This is a genomic window from Sphingobium sp. DEHP117, assembly GCF_030867385.1.
Lineage (GTDB): Bacteria > Pseudomonadota > Alphaproteobacteria > Sphingomonadales > Sphingomonadaceae > Sphingobium.
Window position 1 is genome coordinate 948,226 of sequence record NZ_JAPFBJ010000001.1, and the last position, 15,883, is coordinate 964,108.

General features: G+C 64.3%; 15 protein-coding genes. 10 read left to right on the top strand and 5 right to left on the bottom strand.

Annotation, left to right across the window (positions count from 1 at the left end; translation table 11 throughout):
- Window positions 1-15 precede the first annotated feature (15 nt).
- From OOT33_RS04695 to ndk, 3 genes are all read left to right on the top strand, one after another.
- A complete protein-coding gene (locus OOT33_RS04695; RefSeq protein ID WP_307748847.1) occupies window positions 16-1,470 on the top strand; it encodes a leucyl aminopeptidase in 1,455 nt (484 codons plus the stop codon).
- A complete protein-coding gene (locus OOT33_RS04700; protein ID WP_307748848.1) occupies window positions 1,471-1,914 on the top strand; it encodes a DNA polymerase III subunit chi in 444 nt (147 codons plus the stop codon).
- 84 nt (window positions 1,915-1,998) lie between these two features.
- Complete coding sequence (ndk, locus tag OOT33_RS04705; protein ID WP_129404913.1) at window positions 1,999-2,421, top strand: nucleoside-diphosphate kinase; 423 nt, start codon at window positions 1,999-2,001, stop codon at window positions 2,419-2,421.
- Between the two features lie 30 nt (window positions 2,422-2,451).
- On the opposite strand, the gene OOT33_RS04710 is transcribed toward ndk, so the two are convergent.
- The 3 genes from OOT33_RS04710 to OOT33_RS04720 form a co-directional block, all read right to left on the bottom strand.
- Window positions 2,452-3,393 carry an IS110 family transposase gene (locus OOT33_RS04710; RefSeq protein ID WP_307748849.1) on the bottom strand — a complete coding sequence of 314 codons (942 nt, stop codon included), beginning with the start codon at window positions 3,391-3,393 and terminating at the stop codon, window positions 2,452-2,454.
- Between the two features lie 352 nt (window positions 3,394-3,745).
- The gene (locus OOT33_RS04715) at window positions 3,746-4,630 is read right to left on the bottom strand and encodes an alpha/beta fold hydrolase (protein ID WP_307748850.1); all 885 of its coding nucleotides are present in this window, start codon (window positions 4,628-4,630) and stop codon (window positions 3,746-3,748) included.
- Window positions 4,631-4,678: 48 nt separating this feature from the next.
- Window positions 4,679-5,326: a carbonic anhydrase gene (locus tag OOT33_RS04720; RefSeq protein WP_373690496.1), complete on the bottom strand. Its 648-nt coding sequence runs from the start codon at window positions 5,324-5,326 to the stop codon at window positions 4,679-4,681.
- 59 nt (window positions 5,327-5,385) lie between these two features.
- Between OOT33_RS04720 and lipA the strand changes: the two genes are divergently transcribed.
- The gene (gene lipA / locus OOT33_RS04725) at window positions 5,386-6,321 is read left to right on the top strand and encodes a lipoyl synthase (RefSeq protein WP_307748851.1); all 936 of its coding nucleotides are present in this window, start codon (window positions 5,386-5,388) and stop codon (window positions 6,319-6,321) included.
- A 4-nt stretch (window positions 6,322-6,325) separates the two neighbouring features.
- Window positions 6,326-6,793 carry an SRPBCC family protein gene (locus tag OOT33_RS04730; protein WP_307748852.1) on the top strand — a complete coding sequence of 156 codons (468 nt, stop codon included), beginning with the start codon at window positions 6,326-6,328 and terminating at the stop codon, window positions 6,791-6,793.
- On the opposite strand, the gene OOT33_RS04735 is transcribed toward OOT33_RS04730, so the two are convergent.
- Together OOT33_RS04735 and OOT33_RS04740 are read right to left on the bottom strand one after the other, a co-directional pair.
- Entirely contained in the window at window positions 6,748-7,257 is a 510-nt protein-coding gene (locus tag OOT33_RS04735) for a nicotinamide-nucleotide amidohydrolase family protein (protein WP_307748853.1), read from the bottom strand. The genes OOT33_RS04730 and OOT33_RS04735 overlap by 46 nt on opposite strands.
- 7 nt (window positions 7,258-7,264) lie before the next feature.
- Complete coding sequence (locus OOT33_RS04740) at window positions 7,265-8,437, bottom strand: bifunctional 2-C-methyl-D-erythritol 4-phosphate cytidylyltransferase/2-C-methyl-D-erythritol 2,4-cyclodiphosphate synthase (RefSeq protein ID WP_307748854.1); 1,173 nt, start codon at window positions 8,435-8,437, stop codon at window positions 7,265-7,267.
- 103 nt (window positions 8,438-8,540) lie between these two features.
- On the opposite strand from OOT33_RS04740, the gene dusB reads away from it, so the two are divergent.
- From dusB to OOT33_RS04765, 5 genes are all read left to right on the top strand, one after another.
- On the top strand, window positions 8,541-9,539 hold the full coding sequence (dusB, locus tag OOT33_RS04745) for a tRNA dihydrouridine synthase DusB (protein WP_307748855.1): 999 nt from the start codon (window positions 8,541-8,543) through the stop codon (window positions 9,537-9,539).
- Window positions 9,540-9,568: 29 nt separating this feature from the next.
- Window positions 9,569-10,651 carry an ATP-binding protein gene (locus OOT33_RS04750; RefSeq protein WP_307749302.1) on the top strand — a complete coding sequence of 361 codons (1,083 nt, stop codon included), beginning with the start codon at window positions 9,569-9,571 and terminating at the stop codon, window positions 10,649-10,651.
- A complete protein-coding gene (gene ntrC / locus OOT33_RS04755; RefSeq protein WP_307748856.1) occupies window positions 10,648-12,126 on the top strand; it encodes a nitrogen regulation protein NR(I) in 1,479 nt (492 codons plus the stop codon). Before OOT33_RS04750 ends, ntrC begins: the two co-directional genes overlap by 4 nt.
- Window positions 12,127-12,273: 147 nt before the next feature.
- Window positions 12,274-14,478 carry an ATP-binding protein gene (locus OOT33_RS04760; RefSeq protein ID WP_373690497.1) on the top strand — a complete coding sequence of 735 codons (2,205 nt, stop codon included), beginning with the start codon at window positions 12,274-12,276 and terminating at the stop codon, window positions 14,476-14,478.
- A complete protein-coding gene (locus OOT33_RS04765; protein ID WP_307748858.1) occupies window positions 14,468-15,838 on the top strand; it encodes a sigma 54-interacting transcriptional regulator in 1,371 nt (456 codons plus the stop codon). The genes OOT33_RS04760 and OOT33_RS04765 overlap by 11 nt, the downstream gene beginning before the upstream one ends.
- The last annotated feature ends 45 nt before the right edge of the window (window positions 15,839-15,883 follow it).

Genomic DNA, 15,883 nt, shown 5'->3' on the forward strand with positions numbered 1-15,883 from the left:
CATGAAAGAGAGTAAATGGACATACGTTTTTCCTCCGCCCGTTCCGCCGAAGCCGACACGTTCGTCTATGCCGTCAAGACGGCCGGGCTGGAGCTGCTGCCCGCCGCCATGGCCGCCATGGCCGCCGCCGCCCCGCTGGCGCGTTTCGCGGGGGAATGCGGCGCGGCTGTGGAGAGCTTCCTGCAGGTTGACGGTCAGGCCCGGCGCGTCCTGCTGCTCGGCGTCGGTGGCGGCAGCGATGCCGATATGGAAAAGGCAGGCGCGGCGCTCACCGGCAAGCTGCTGACCTCGGGCGCGACGTTTGCCTCGGTCAGCTTCGAGGCGGCAGGGCCGGTGACGGCGGCAGGCGTCGCGCGCTTTGCCCTCGGCGCCGAGCTGCGCGGCTGGCGGATCGACAAATATCGCACCAAGCTGACGGACAAGCAGAAGCCAACGCTGACAACCGTCGAGCTGGTAAGCGGCGCAGACTGCGCAAGCGAATGGGCGCACCTCTCTGCCGTGGCCGAAGGTGTGCGCTTCACCCGTGAGCTGGTGGCGGAGCCGGCGAATATCCTTTATCCCGAAAGCTTCGTGGAGCGCTGCCGCGCGCTTGAAAGCGCCGGTGTGACGCTCACTGTGCTCGACGAAGCCGATATGGCAAAGCTCGGCATGGGCGCGCTGCTCGGCGTCGCGCAAGGTTCCGTGCGCACCCCCCGTCTGCTGGCGATGGAGTGGAACGGCACAGGCGATGCCGCCGCCACTCCGCTGGTGCTGGTCGGCAAGGGCGTGACCTTCGATACCGGCGGCATCTCGATCAAGCCGGCGGCCGGCATGGAAGACATGAAGTGGGACATGGGCGGCGCGGGTGCGGTCGCGGGCACGATGCGCGCACTCGCCGCGCGCAAGGCAAAGGCGCGGGTTGTCGGCATCTGCGGCCTCGTCGAGAACATGCCTGATGGCAATGCGCAGCGCCCCGGCGATGTCGTCACCTCGATGTCCGGCCAGACCATCGAGGTCATCAACACCGACGCCGAGGGGCGGCTCGTCCTCTGCGATGTCATCACCTGGGCGCAGCAGACCTACAAGCCGGAGGCGCTGATCGACCTTGCGACCCTTACCGGCGCGATGATCGTCTCGCTCGGCCACGAATATGCCGGCTTGTTCAGCAACGACGATGGCCTCGCTGACGATTTGGTGGCGGCGGGCAAGGCTTCCGGAGACCAGCTCTGGCGTTTTCCGCTCGGTGACGCTTATGACAAGCAGATTGACAGCCCGATCGCCGACATGAAGAACACCGGCGGACGTTTCGGCGGGTCCATCACAGCCGCGCAGTTCATCAAGCGCTTCGTCGACGAAGGCGTGAAATGGGCGCACCTCGACATTGCGGGCATGGTCTGGGCCGACAAGCCCGGCGCCACTTGGGACAAGGGCGCCACCGGCTATGGCGTGCGCCTGCTCGACCGGCTGGTGGCCGACAAGTTCGAGCAATAGGTGAGAGTGGACTTTTATCAGCTGAGCCGCGATCCGGTCGAGCAGGTCCTGCCCGCGATCGCGCAAAAGCTGATGGACGACGGCGCGCGCCTGCTGGTGGTGGATGGCCGCGAGGGTGCGTTTCCCCGCCTGTCCCGCGCATTGTGGGAGTGGAAGCCCGACAGCTTCCTTGCGCACGGGATCGATGGCGAGGGTGACGAGGCAATGCAGCCGATCCTGCTCTGCGCGCAGGCCACGGCGGCCCCCGCCAACGCCGCGCGGAACATTGCGCTGGCTGACGGCGTTTGGAGGGATGAGGCCTTGACGTTCGAGCGCGCCTTCTACTTCTTCGACGACGCCAGGATTGACGCTGCGCGCGATTGCTGGCGCAACCTCAAGGGAAGGGAAGGGGTGGAACCCCGTTTCTGGCGTCAGGAAGGCCGCAAATGGGTCGAGGGGCCGTAATGGGGCGGGTGATTAATCCGCTTGCCGCGCCGCACCATCGCGGCTAAAGCGCCCGCCATTCTAAACCACTGGAGCCTAGAAAAAATGGCCGTTACCCGTACTTTTTCGATTATCAAGCCCGATGCCACCCGCCGCAACCTCACCGGCGCGATCACCGCGAAGCTGGAGGAAGCGGGTCTGCGCGTCGTCGCGTCCAAGCGCATCCGTATGAGCCGCGAGCAGGCCGAGGGTTTCTACGCTGTCCACAAGGAGCGCCCCTTCTTTGCCGATCTGGTGGCGTTCATGATCTCCGGGCCGGTGGTGGTGCAGGTGCTTGAGGGCGAGAACGCCGTAAAGCGCAACCGCGACATCATGGGCGCGACCAACCCCGAGAATGCCGACGAAGGCACGATCCGCAAACTGTTCGCCGAATCGATCGAGGCAAACTCTGTCCACGGCTCGGACAGCGAAGAAAATGCCGCGACCGAGATCGCCTATTTCTTCAAGAAGGACGAGATCGTCGGCTGATTTGAAGCCGCATTAGAGTATCCGTGATGGTCAAGGGAGGGATTTGACCCATACGCGGTCTGCCTTGATGAGAGCGTTAGCGGTGACGATGAGTTTTCGCATGACGGTTGTGATGGCGACCTTTGCGGGTTTTCCGGCGGCGATGAGCTGTTTGTATTTGGCGCTGAGGTCTGGGTTGAAGCGGGCGGCGACGAGGGCCGGCATGTAGAGCGCCTGTCGGACGTTAGCGCGCCCTCCGCGGATGAAGCACTTGCCTTTCCATTGCCCTGACTGCCTTGCGACGGGGGCGAGGCCGGCGAGCGATGCGGCCTGCTTGTTTTCGAGGCTACCGAGCTCGGGCATGGTTGCGATGAGCTGCGCTGCAGTGAGGATACCGACGCCGCTGATGCTGGCGATGATTTCCTGCTTGCGGACGAGTTCCGGATCGGCCTGGATGATTTTCTGAGCCATGGCATCGATTGCATCGATATGGCGGGCAATCTGTTCGAGCCTTTGCTTGGCTTGACGCTTCAACAAGGGGAGGGTGAGGTTCTTTTCGCGGTTCTTGAGCGCGGTACGATCGCGCACCAAGCCATCACGGGCGTTCACAAGTTCGGCCAACTGGTTGAGGTTTTGTGCTCGTTCTGGGCGGGGAGCGGGCTTGAGTGCCTCGGCCATCAGCGCGAGCATGGCGGCGTCGATCGTGTCGGTCTTGGCAAGCGTACCTGTTGCCTGAGCAAATCGCCGCGCGCGTTCGGGGTTGATCCGCACGAGCGGACAGCCCACCAGAGCCTGTTCGAAGGCACGGTGGTAGACGCCGGTTGCCTCGTAAGCGATGCGTTCGACGTGCCACTGTGCGATCCATTTGATCAGTGCAGCATAGCCCTTCTTCGTATTGGCGAACTGCCGGCCAATTCCAGCCGGGCGGGCATGGCAATCAAGGCTCGCTTTGGAGATGTCGATGCCGATGTTTTGTGGTAGAACTGAGTTCATCTTTTCCGCTCCCATGCTTGTCATCCGGGCCGAAAGCCCCGGTATCCGTTCGGGCCTGATGGAAAAGAAAGGGGCGATCCAACTCTAACCCGGTCCTGCTGACCGGCATCGATGCGCGATCCGTCCCCTTCCGCCCGATCCGGGGTGGCCACCCCGGATCGGGCAAATCATTCTGGCCCAAACGGACCACAATGTCATAAGACAAGCATCGTGCCAAAAAGTGGGAACCGGTTTTTGGCAATAACGATGCGACAACAAAAAGATAGAGCGCGCGTCATGCGTCAGATTTAACGCAGCGCGCTCTAGGGGCAAGAGGGCCGTCCCGCCGGGGCGGCCCTTTCTCTTTGGGCGCTCAGTCGCCGCCCAGAAACGCCGTCACCTCGGCAAGAAAGTCATCGTGCCGGTCGTGGTGTACCCAGTGGCCCGCATTATCGTAGAGCGAAACGCGCGCGTTGCTGAAATGCGCGGCCCGCCCGTCGTCGGCCGGGTTGGAGGCCCAGCTCTGCTTGCCGTACACCAGCAACGTGGGGCAGGTAATGCGCTGCCAAATCTGCTCTTTGTCCTCCTGGCTGATGTCAACGGGCGGAAAGAAGCGCATATAATTGTCGAACTTCCAGCTATAGCTGCCATCCTCGTTTTGGCTCACGCCGTGCACGGTCAGATGCCTTGCGCGCTCGATGGTGAGATGCGGGTTCTCCTGCATCATGCGTTGCAACGCTTCCTCGATGCTGGGATAGCGGCGCGGCTGACGGCTGCTTATCGATCGCTGCTCTTCAATCCAGATGCGCAGACGCTCGTACGCCGGGGTCATCAAGCGCTGCGCAACCACCGCCGGTGCATCACCAAGCCCCTCTATCGAAACAAGCCTCCGCACATTTTCGGGGAAAAGCCCGGCATAGCGCAGCGCAATATTGCCGCCGAGCGAATGCGCGACGATGCTGAGCGGCGCCAGTTTCTGCTGATGGATGAGTTGGGCGAGGTCATAGACGAAACACTCCATCGCATAATAGCCGTCGAGCGAGTGGGCGCTGTCGCCATGCCCGCGCAGGTCGGGCGCGATGATATGCCATTTGTCGCACAGGCTTTGCGCGATCCAGTCCCAGTTGCGGCAATGATCCCGCCCGCCGTGCAGCAGCAACAGCGGCGGGGCTTCCGGATTGCCCCAGTCGACATAATGCAGCCGCAGCCGCTGCGAGATATAGGTGCGCGACGCGGGGCTTCGCAGGAAATCACTCATAGCTGCTCCTTGGCCGAGCTGTATCGCCTTGGCAAGCGCGCTCGGCCCTCACACGGGGGCAAACTCCCCGGTGTTGTCGTCCATCACATGAAGCAGGCCATCGGCGATGGCGAAATAGGCGCCGATCAGCTTCAGCCTGCCTGCCGCTTCGCCTGTTTGAACGAACGGGAAGGTGCGCAGGTTTGCGATACTCACCCTCACGCCTTCCTTCTCCATCGCCCGCAGCGCCTCGGGGCTGTGGTCATCCTCGCCATATTCGTTGCGCACCTTGTCCCGCGCGTCGTCGAGCAGGTCGATCCAGTGCGCCACGAAGCCGCCTTCTCCCGGCTTGGCATCACGCATCGCCTCGGTCAGCGCCGCCTGGCAGCCACCGCAGCGGCCGTGGCCCATGACCACGATCTCGCTCACCTTCAGCACCTGAACGGCAAACTCCAGCGCGGCGGAGACGCCATGCCGCCCCGGCGACGTCTCGAATGGCGGCACCAGCGCCGCGACATTGCGCACCACGAACACCTCGCCCGGGTTGGTATCGAAAATCTGGGAGGGGTCGACCCGGCTGTCCGAACAGGCGATGATCATGACCTTGGGGCTTTGCCCGTCACGCAGCTCGTCCCAGCGTTCGCGCTGCTGCGCCCAGCCTGTTTCGCGAAAGCGGCGGTATCCGTCGATCATGCTCGAAAAACTGGCCAAAATCATGTCCTCCTTTTTTGCGTTTCAGGGTGGCATGTGCAGGCGCCCGGCGCTATCTGGGCGATATGACGAAAAATGCAACCCCTCTGACGGATTCTGCGACAATTAGGGCGCGCAAGCCTGACTGGATCAGGGTGAAGGCGCCGACCAGCCCCGGCTATGCCGAAACGAAAAGGCTGATGCGCGAAAAGGGCTTGGCGACCGTGTGTGAGGAAGCTGCCTGCCCCAATATCGGCGAGTGCTGGACGAAGAAGCACGCCACGGTGATGATCCTGGGCGATGTCTGCACCCGCGCCTGCGCCTTCTGCAACGTCAAGACCGGCATGCCGCGCAAGGTTGACGTCAACGAACCGCAAAACCTCGCCGACGCCGCCGCCGAAATGGGGCTGGAGCATATCGTGATCACGTCCGTCGACCGCGATGATTTGCCTGATGGGGGCGCATCGCAGTTCGTCAAGGTGATAGAGGCGCTGCGCCGCACGACGCCGCAGACGACGATCGAAATCCTGACACCCGATTTCCGCAACAAGCATGAGGCCGCCGTTGAGGCGATCGTGCGCGCCCGGCCCGATGTCTATAACCACAATCTCGAAACCGTGCCGCGGCTCTATCCCACCATCCGCCCCGGCGCGCGCTATTATGCGTCGCTGCGTCTGCTGGAGAGCGTGAAGCGGCTCAACCCGTCGATCTTCACCAAGTCCGGCATCATGCTGGGGTTGGGGGAGGAGCGGCTGGAAGTACATCAGGTGATGGACGACATGCGCTCCGCCGACATCGATTTCCTCACCATGGGTCAATATCTCCAACCCACGCCGAAACACGCCAAGGTCATCGAGTTCGTGCCGCCTGCAGGTTTCAATGCCTATGCCGCAATCGCGCGCGCCAAGGGCTTCCTTCAGGTGGCCGCCAGCCCGCTGACGCGCTCCAGCTATCATGCCGGCAAGGATTTCGCGGAAATGCGCGCCGCGCGCGAAGCGCAACTGGCCCGCGCCAAGGGGTAACAGCGTGCCGCATCACAAGGAGACCCGGCATCTGCCCTACAGCCCCGAGCAGATGTTCGACATGGTGGCAGACGTTCAGGCCTATGAGGAGTTCCTGCCGTGGGTGACGGCCATCCGCGTGCGCTCCGACAGCGCGACCGAGATGGTGGCGGACATGATCGTCGGCTTCAAGGGCCTGCGGGAGAGCTTCACCTCACGCGTTCACAAGTTGCGCCCTGAGCGCGTGCATGTCGATTATCTCGAAGGCCCGCTAAAGCACCTCTCCAACGACTGGCGCTTTCGCAGCGATGGCGCGGGCGGCGTGTTTGTCGACTTCGAGGTCGACTTCGCGTTCAGGAACAAGCTGTTCGAGATGATGGCGGGGCAGGTGTTCGACAAGGCGCTGCGCAAGATGATCGGTGCGTTCGAGGCCCGAGCGGCAGAGCTTTATGCTTCGGGCAGCAACAGTTCCAGCGCGCATAACGCCGCTTGAAGGCGCACGCCCGAGCGGCCATTGTTTTCGAACAGCTTCATGTCGGCCACGACCTTGTCCGGGTTTCCGCCCCGTTCCGCGCGCGCGAACACCACGGTGCCGACCGGCTTCTGCTCGCTGCCGCCGCCTGGCCCGGCAATGCCCGTAATGGCAACGGCAACATGGGCATGCGAACGCAATAGCGCACCCTGTGCCATCGCCCAGGCCGTAGCGATCGAGACCGCACCGAATGTCTCCAGCACATCCTGTGAGACTTTCAGAAGTTCCTGCTTTATCTCATTGGAATAGGTAACAAACCCGGCCTCAAAAATCTCGGAACTGCCGGGAATTTCCGTAATAGCCGCTGCCACCAACCCCCCGGTGCAACTCTCTGCAAGCGCAATCGTCCGGCCCGCGCGGCGGTTCTCGTCGACGACGCGTTTTGCCAGCGCGACCAGATCGGGGTGGAGGATGGAGTCGGTCATCGTCTTCTTATAGCTCCGGCAACAGCAGTGTAGCAACGGCCTGCGCGGCAATGCCTTCCTTGCGTCCCGTGAAACCGAGGCGCTCGGTCGTTGTGGCCTTCACGGACACGCGGGCGAGGGGGAGGGCAAGCAAATCCGCCAGCCGGGCCCGCATGGCGTCCCGGTGCGGGCCGATTTTCGGCGCCTCGCAGATGATCGTGACGTCGACATGGGTGATCGCGCCGCCCCGCGCCTTAACCCTGTTGCGCGCAAACTCCAGAAAGCGGTGCGAAGCCGCGCCCTTCCATCGCGGGTCGGAAGGGGGGAAATGCTGGCCGATGTCACCCTCCGCCAGCGCGCCGAGTATCGCATCGACCAGCGCATGAATCGCAACATCGGCGTCGCTATGGCCGGAAAGCCCCGCCTCGTGCGCAATCTCGACGCCGCACAGCCACAAGGGCTTGCCCGGTACCAGCCGATGCACATCATAGCCGGTGCCGGTGCGGGGTACCATCCGCGCGCGCAACATCTCCTCGGCGCGGGCGAAATCCGCCGGATAGGTGAGCTTGTCGAGCATCGGGTCTCCCTCCACCAGCGCCACGGGAATGTCCATCAGCCGCAGCAGGCCCGCATCGTCCGTCACATCCGCATCGGCAGGGCAGGCGCGATGCGCATTGAGGATCGCGTCGAAGCGAAAGGCCTGTGGCGTCTGCACCCGCATCAATCCGTCGCGCGCCACCGGCCCGCCCATTGCGCCGCCGGTTTCGCGCACCAGCGTGTCGGCCACGGCAAGCGCGGGAATCGCGCCGTCATGCCGCTCCAGCGCCTCGATCAGTCTGTCGATAACGGCGGAGGGCAGGAACGGCCGCGCGGCGTCATGAATGAGCACCGCGTCCGCGCCGCCCGCAGCCTCTATCTCCGCCAGGGCCGCCATAACGGACTCGCGACGGGTCGCGCCGCCCTCCACCAGCCACGGATCCTCGGCAACGCCCGCCAAAGCCTCGCGCGCCATCGCTTCCTGCCCCGGCCCGATGGCGACGATCACACGCCCGATGCGCGGGTGCGACGCCAGGGCGGCATGGCTATGCGCCAGCACCGCCTGCCCGCCGAGCGGGGCATATTGCTTGGGCGCGTCCAGTCCGCTCCGCGCGCCGACTCCCGCCGCAACAATGATCCCAACGATGGAGCGCCCCGCTGTCATGACGCCGCGCCATAATGGAGGCCGGGCCGCAACGCCAGCCTCCTTGCGAGCGCACCACTATTCGGCTATGGCCTGCCTGTTTTTTAGGCAGATTCAAAGACCCATGCAGACGTTGAAACCCATCCAGATCGGGCCGGTTACGATCGACACGCCGGTGATCCTCGCGCCGATGACCGGCGTGACGGACATGCCGTTTCGCACCCTTGTGCGGCGCTACGGCTCGGGCCTCAACGTCACCGAGATGATCGCCTCACCGGCGATGATCCGCCAGACGCGCCAGTCGCTGCAAAAGGCGGCATGGCATTTGAGCGAAGAGCCGGTCAGCATGCAGCTCGCGGGGTGTGTCCCCGAAGAGATGGCCGAGGCGGCCAAGCTCAATGCCGACAAGGGCGCCGCCATCATAGACATCAATATGGGCTGCCCGGTTAAAAAGGTTGTCAATGGCGACGCGGGCAGCGCCCTGATGCGCGATCTGCCACTCGCAGCAAGGCTCATCGAGGCGACGGTGAAGGCGGTCGACGTGCCTGTCACGGTGAAGATGCGCATGGGCTGGGATCACTCCAGTCTCAACGCGCCGGAGCTGGCGCGCATCGCGCAAGATCTGGGCGCACAGCTGATCACCGTTCACGGCCGCACCCGCAACCAGATGTACAAGGGCAGCGCGGACTGGGCGTTCGTGCGCAAGGTGAAGGATGCCGTCAGCCTGCCCGTCATCGTCAACGGCGACATCTGCTCGATCGACGACGCGCGCACCGCGCTGGCGCAGAGCGGCGCCGATGGCGTGATGATCGGCCGCGGCGCCTATGGCAGGCCGTGGCTGTTGGGGCAGGTGATGCAGGCGCTTTCGGGCGGCACGCCGCGCGGCGAACCGTCGATGGACGAGCAATATGCCCTCATCATCGAGCATTACCGCGCGATGCTGGAGCATTATGGCGAGCAGGTCGGCGTCAACATCGCGCGCAAGCATCTGGGCTGGTACACCAAGGGGCTGGTCGGCTCGGCGGAATTCCGCAATGCCGTCAACCAGATCCCCGATAGCCGCACCGTGCTCGATATGCTGGCCCGCTTCTACGAGCCGCACTTAAGCAAAGCGGCTGCGTGACGACGGCCGCCGTAAAGGCATCCGCGCTCATGCCGCCCCCCAGTCGGCAAGGCCCGGGGATGGCGGATATGTTCTCCGCTCTTCCGGTGGCAACTCTCCTGATCGGCCCGGATAATATCATCATGGAGGCGAACGGCCGCGCCGAGGCGCTGCTCAACATGGCGCGCACCGCCATCATCGGCAGCGACATCGCCCGCACCGTCCGCATAGACGAGAGCCACCCCCGTTTTCAGCTCTGGCAGTCTGACAAGCCGCTGGCCGCCTATGACATCTCGCTCCACGCCGGGCGCAATGCCGCCATCAAGGCGGATGTGATGATCGCGCCGCTGGCAGAGCACGAGGGCTGGCGCGTGGTAACGATCCACGCCCAGAGCCTTGCGCAGGCCATAGGCGGGCGGCGCACATCTGGCGGTGCGCGCTCGGCCATGGGCGCGGCGGCCATCCTCGCGCACGAGATCAAGAACCCATTGTCCGGCATACGCGGCGCGGCGCAGCTGCTGTCCGGCAGCGACAATGAGGGAGACTCCGCGCTCACCCGCCTGATCTGCGACGAGGTAGACCGGATCGCCGCGCTGATTGACCGGATGCAGGATTTCACCACCGAGCGCCCGCTCGACTGCGTACCCACCAATATCTACCCTGTGCTCGACCGCGCGATCCAGATCGCCGGCAACGGCTTTGCCAGCGGCACCCAGATCATCCGGAAATATGACCCCTCGCTCCCCAACGCGCTGTGCAATCCAGATGCGCTCTCGCAAATCGTCATCAACCTGCTCAAAAACGCCAGCGAGGCGGCAGCCGGGCAGGAAAGGCCGGTCCTGCGCATCGAAACCGCGTTCCGCCATGGCGTCTCGGTGATGCTGGGCGAGGGCAAGGGCAACGCGATCCTGCCCATCGAGATCGTGGTGAGCGACAACGGCCCGGGCGTGCCCGCCCATATCCGGGATGACCTGTTCAACCCCTTCATCTCCACCAAGCGCGACGGGCAGGGGCTCGGCCTCGCGCTGGTCGACAAGCTGGTGCGCGATATGAACGGCTTCGTGCAGCATGCGCGAGATGAGGCGGCGAAGGAGACGGTGTTCCGTATTCTCCTGCCGATGGCTCCGGCATGATCGAGCGGCGCGGCCCCGGCGGCAAGGTGCTCGTCGTTGATGACGATCAGGCGATCTGCGTTGTGGTGAGCGAGGCTTTGCGCCGCGCGGGCCATACGGTGAAGGTCGGCGGGACGATCGCCGAGCGGGCGCAGCTGCTCGCCACTTTCCAGCCCGATATTCTCGTGACCGACGTCAAGCTTCCGGATGGCGACGGGCTGGACGACGTGCAGGCGATCCTCGAACGCTGGCCCGCTATGCGCGTGATCATCCTTTCCGCGCAGAACACGCTCAACACCGCCGTGAGAGCGGCGGAGCAGGGTGCGTTCGAATATCTGCCCAAGCCGTTCGATCTGAATGAGCTGACCCGCGCCGTAAAGGACGGGCTGGCCACCCGCCGCTCGCCCGAAACGGCTCTTTCCGAAGGCGCCGAGGGCGAGGCGGAGGACGACAACCAAATCAGCGAGGATATGCCGCTCGTCGGTCGTTCCGCCGCGATGCAGGAGGTCTATCGCACCGTCGCACGTGTGCTCGGCAATGATCTTACCATCCTCATCCTCGGCGAATCCGGCACAGGCAAGGAGCTCGTCGCGCAGGCCATCCACCGCCTCGGCCATCGGCGCGCGCATCCCTTTATCGCCGTCAACATGGCTGCCATCCCGCGTGAGCTGATCGAGGCGGAGCTGTTCGGGTATGAAAAGGGCGCCTTCACCGGCGCGACCCAGCGTACTGCCGGCAAGTTCGAGCAGGCCGATGGCGGAACGCTCTTTCTGGACGAGATCGGCGACATGCCGCTGGAGGCACAGACACGTTTGCTGCGTGTGCTCCAGAGCGGCGAGGTGACGACCGTCGGCGGCTCGACCCCGGTCAAGGTCAATGTCCGCATCATCGCGGCTACCAACAAGGATCTGCCTGCGCTCATCACGGAAAACCGCTTCCGGCAGGATCTCTATTACCGCCTCAACGTGGTTCCCATCGACCTGCCGCCCTTGCGCGCCCGGCGAGACGATGTGGCGCTGCTCGCCCGCCATTTCCTTGATCTCGCCGCGCAGGAGGGGCTGCCCCGCAAGACGCTGGATGGTGACGCCGCGCGCCTTCTCTCGCTCTACAGCTGGCCCGGCAACGTGCGCGAGCTTCAGAACCTCATGCAGCGCATGGCCGTGCTCAATCGGGAAGATGTCATTTCGGTCGAGGCCGTGCGCGCCAATATCGACATGGGTGATATCGCGGCTTCGTCCGGGGAGGCCGCTTCGGACGACCTCAACCGACTGCTGGAGGAGTGGGTGCGCCAGCGCGTCTCGCTCAACACCTATGGTGATGGCCCCGGCCTGCACGACGCCATGCTCGCGCTGATCGAACCGGTACTGCTGCGCGAGACGCTTTCCGCCGTCGACGGCAACCAGATCCGCGCCGCGAGCCTGCTGGGCATCAATCGCAACACGCTGCGCAAAAAGCTGACCGATTACGACATAGACCCTTCGCGACTACGGGCTTAGGTCTTCATCATCCTCCTATTTTGCGCAATTCGAGGAAACCTCCCTGCATTTCGTGTGTTCAACAAGGCACACATATGTTGTATAGCTGCAACTTCATGATGTTGAGAGGCTAAGTCCGCCATTTCGCTGAGTCGCGCATCACGGATATTGAGGGTGTGGACCCGCAACCCGCGTTTCTATGCGGGCGCGGAGATCGCGACCGTCTGCCTGATGTTGGCCACGGCGCTCGCCACCTACCTGTCGCTGTCCGATCAGGGCAACAACTCCGCGCTGCTCTCTCCTCCGGTCGTCGCGCTGCTGCTGATCGCCAACCTCGTGCCCGCCATCGCGCTGCTCGTGCTGCTGGGGCGGCGGGTGGCGATGCGCCGCGCCACCCGGTCCGCCATCGGCGGCGACGGCCAGCTCCATGTCCGCCTGGTCGCCATCTTTTCCCTCATCGCCAGCATCCCGACACTGCTGGTGGTGATCTTCGCCTCTTTATTGTTCCAATATGGCGTGCAGTTCTGGTTCTCTGACAGCGCCCGCGCCATGCTTCAGAACGCAGGCAATTTCGCGCGTGGCTATTATGAGCAGAACCTGCGAGAGGTGGGTGACGAGACGCTGACGATGGCGAGCGACCTGCGCGACTATCTCAACCAGTCGCGCGTCAACAGCCCGGAGTTCGCGGAAGGCTATATCTATCAGGTCGTTACCCGCAAACTCAACCGCTCGGCCATCATCGAGATCGGGCCGGACGGTATCGCGCGCACCGCCGCCACCGTGGACCCGGACCGGCGGCCCGTCGCGCAATATCTTACAAAGGACATCGTCAATCGGCTCGCGCGCGGGGAGGGCGTGGTCGTCTCCGCCGAACCTGATCAGATTCAGGCCTTCACCCAGCTTTACCCTGACCGCCGCATCTACCTCTACGCCACGCGCGATTCAGACGCGCCCGCCTTCAGCCAGGTAAAGCGCGCGCAGGCGGTGCTCGCGAATTATGAGAGCTTCGCCCGCCAATCCCGCGCCCTGCAAATCCGTTTCAACTCCGCGCTGTTCATCGGTTCGCTCGGGCTGATCGGTATTGCTGTGTATATCGCGCTCAAAGTGGCGGACAGGCTGGTCAAGCCGGTGAACGAGCTGGTCGACGCTGCCCGGCGCGTGGCGGCGGGTGACTTGAGTGTACGCGTGCCCGGCCCGCACGCGCGCGACGAGATCGGCGTGCTGTCCAACGCCTTCAACCGCATGACCCAGCGCCTGGAGGGCCAGACCGGCGCGTTGATGGCCGCCAACTCCCAGCTTGAAAACCGCCGCGCGTTCATCGAGGCGATCCTCTCGGGCGTCAGCGCAGGCGTGCTCGCCGTTTCGCAGGACCGGCACGTGCGCATGATGAACGATTCGGCGCGCAGCATCCTTGCCGTGCAGGAAGAGGATGTGACCGAAAGCCCGCTGCGCGAGGTCTCGCGCGATCTTGACGACCTGCTTGTCGAAGGGGCGAGCGCCGAGATCGTCCAGATCCGCGCGGGGACGGACCTGCGCACCCTCGCCGTCAAGATCGTGAAGGATCAGAGCGGCCATGTGCTGACGTTTGACGACATCACCCAGCAATTGTCGGATCAGCGCCGCGCTGCATGGTCGGATGTCGCCCGCCGCATCGCCCACGAGATCAAGAACCCGCTCACCCCGATCCAGCTCGCGGCGGAGCGTCTCCAGCGCCGCTATGCCGAGCAGATCAGCAACGATCAGGGCACCTTCACCCGCCTCACCGGCACCATCGTGCGCCAGGTGGGGGATCTGCGCCGCATCGTCGACGAGTTCTCTGCCTTCGCCCGTATGCCAAAGCCGGTGTTCCGTGCCGAGGCGCTGGCCGACATCGCCAGCCACTCGCTCTTCCTCCACGAGGTGGCCCACCCCGCCATCCGCTTCCGCTTCGCCGATGAAGCGCCCGACACGATGATCGTCTGCGACAGGCGGCAGCTGGGTCAGGCCTTCACCAACATCGTCAAGAACGCGGTCGAGTCAGTCGAGGCGCGGTGCGTGACCGAGCCCGATCATCAGGGCGAGGTCACGATGCGCATCGCGCGCGAGGCGGACGGGCGCATCGCCATCGAGGTGTGCGACAACGGCACCGGCCTGCCGCCGGAGCGCGACCGCATGATCGAGCCCTATATGACGACGCGCGCCAAGGGTACCGGCCTCGGCCTCGCCATCGTCAACCGCATCGTGCAGGAACATGGCGGAACCATGCACTTCGCTGACGCGCCCGGTGGCGGCGCGCGGGTCTGCATCCTGCTCGATCCCGAACATCTCGCCCGCATTGAGGAAAAGACCGCTGCTACTGAGCGGAAGGGAGAAGCCTTGGCCCATGGCGCTTGATATTCTGATTGTTGACGATGAAGAGGACATCCGCGAGCTGGTCGCTGGCGTGTTGGACGATGAGGGTTACCAGACGCGCACCGCCGCCAATGCCGACGAGGCGCTTGAGGCGCTTGCCGTCCGGCGGCCCTCGCTGGTGCTGCTCGATGTCTGGCTGCAGGGCTCCCGGCTCGACGGGCTGGAAATCCTTGACGAGATCAAGCGCCACGATGCCTCCATCCCCGTGCTGATGATCTCCGGCCATGGCAATATCGACACCGCCGTCGCCGCCATCCGCAAGGGCGCGGCGGACTTCATCGAAAAACCGTTCGAGGCCGACCGCCTGCTCCACCTCGTCTCGCGCGCGACAGAGACGGAGCGGCTGCGGCGCGAGAATCAGGAGCTGAAGGCGCGGGTAGGGCAGGACGATGAACTGACCGGTACCTCCGGCGCCATCAACAGCATCCGCGCGACCATCAAGAAGGTGGCAGGCACCGGCAGCCGCGTGCTCATCACCGGCCCGGCGGGCGTCGGCAAGGAGGTCGCCGCCCGCATGCTGCATAACTGGAGCGGCCGCGCCAACGGCCCGTTCGTGATCGTCACCGCCGCGCGCATGGACCCGGAGCGGGTGGAGGAGGAGCTGTTCGGGGTGGAAGACCCCAGCGGCCTCGTCCGCCCCGGCTATCTCGAACAAGCGCACGGCGGCACGCTCTATCTCGACGAGGTGGCGGACATGCCGCTCACCACGCAGGCGAAGATCCTGCGCGTGCTCACGGACCAGAGCTTCACCCGCGTCTCGGGCCAGCGCCAGGTCAAGGTCGATGTCCGGTTCATCAGCTCCACCGCCACCAACCTCGCCGAGAAGATCGAGGAAAAGCACTTCCGCGAGGATCTGTTCTACCGCCTCAACGTGGTGCCGCTCGCCATCCCCTCGCTGGCCGAGCGGCGCGAGGATATTCCGATGCTGGTCGAGCATTATGTCGCGCGCTTCGCCGCAGATCGCCGCGTGCCGCCGCCCGAAATCGCGCCCGACGCCATGGCCGCGCTTCAGGCGGGGGAATGGCCGGGCAACGTCCGCCAGCTGCGCAACATGATCGAGCGCACGATGATCCTCGCGCCGGGCGACCGCATCGGCCGCATCGAGCTGGACATGCTGCCCGCCGAGGCCAGCGCTGCCGACTCGGGCGATCAGGCGATGCCCGGCTCTATCATGACCGCCCCTTTGCGCGAGGCGCGCGAGAATTTCGAGCGTGAGTATCTGCGCGTCCAAATCCGTCGCTTTTCAGGAAACATTTCCCGCACCGCGAGTTTTATCGGCATGGAACGCTCGGCATTACATCGAAAACTCAAGTTGCTGGGCCTTACGGACGACAAGGATTAATTTATTACCATCGCTCAATTACGCCATGGAATTGCCTTCGCAACT

Bases quoted from the DNA above. Each gene is read 5' to 3' on its own strand.
- OOT33_RS04750 (WP_307749302.1), top strand. From the start codon at position 9,569: ATGCCGCCCCCCAGTCGGCAAGGCCCGGGGATGGCGGATATGTTCTCC.
- OOT33_RS04735 (WP_307748853.1), bottom strand. From the start codon at position 7,257: ATGACCGACTCCATCCTCCACCCCGATCTGGTCGCGCTGGCAAAACGC.
- OOT33_RS04695 (WP_307748847.1), top strand. From the start codon at position 16: ATGGACATACGTTTTTCCTCCGCCCGTTCCGCCGAAGCCGACACGTTC.
- OOT33_RS04710 (WP_307748849.1), bottom strand. From the start codon at position 3,393: ATGAACTCAGTTCTACCACAAAACATCGGCATCGACATCTCCAAAGCG.
- ntrC (WP_307748856.1), top strand. From the start codon at position 10,648: ATGATCGAGCGGCGCGGCCCCGGCGGCAAGGTGCTCGTCGTTGATGAC.
- lipA (WP_307748851.1), top strand. From the start codon at position 5,386: ATGACGAAAAATGCAACCCCTCTGACGGATTCTGCGACAATTAGGGCG.
- ndk (WP_129404913.1), top strand. From the start codon at position 1,999: ATGGCCGTTACCCGTACTTTTTCGATTATCAAGCCCGATGCCACCCGC.
- OOT33_RS04740 (WP_307748854.1), bottom strand. From the start codon at position 8,437: ATGACAGCGGGGCGCTCCATCGTTGGGATCATTGTTGCGGCGGGAGTC.
- dusB (WP_307748855.1), top strand. From the start codon at position 8,541: ATGCAGACGTTGAAACCCATCCAGATCGGGCCGGTTACGATCGACACG.
- OOT33_RS04720 (WP_373690496.1), bottom strand. From the start codon at position 5,326: ATGATTTTGGCCAGTTTTTCGAGCATGATCGACGGATACCGCCGCTTT.
- OOT33_RS04715 (WP_307748850.1), bottom strand. From the start codon at position 4,630: ATGAGTGATTTCCTGCGAAGCCCCGCGTCGCGCACCTATATCTCGCAG.
- OOT33_RS04765 (WP_307748858.1), top strand. From the start codon at position 14,468: ATGGCGCTTGATATTCTGATTGTTGACGATGAAGAGGACATCCGCGAG.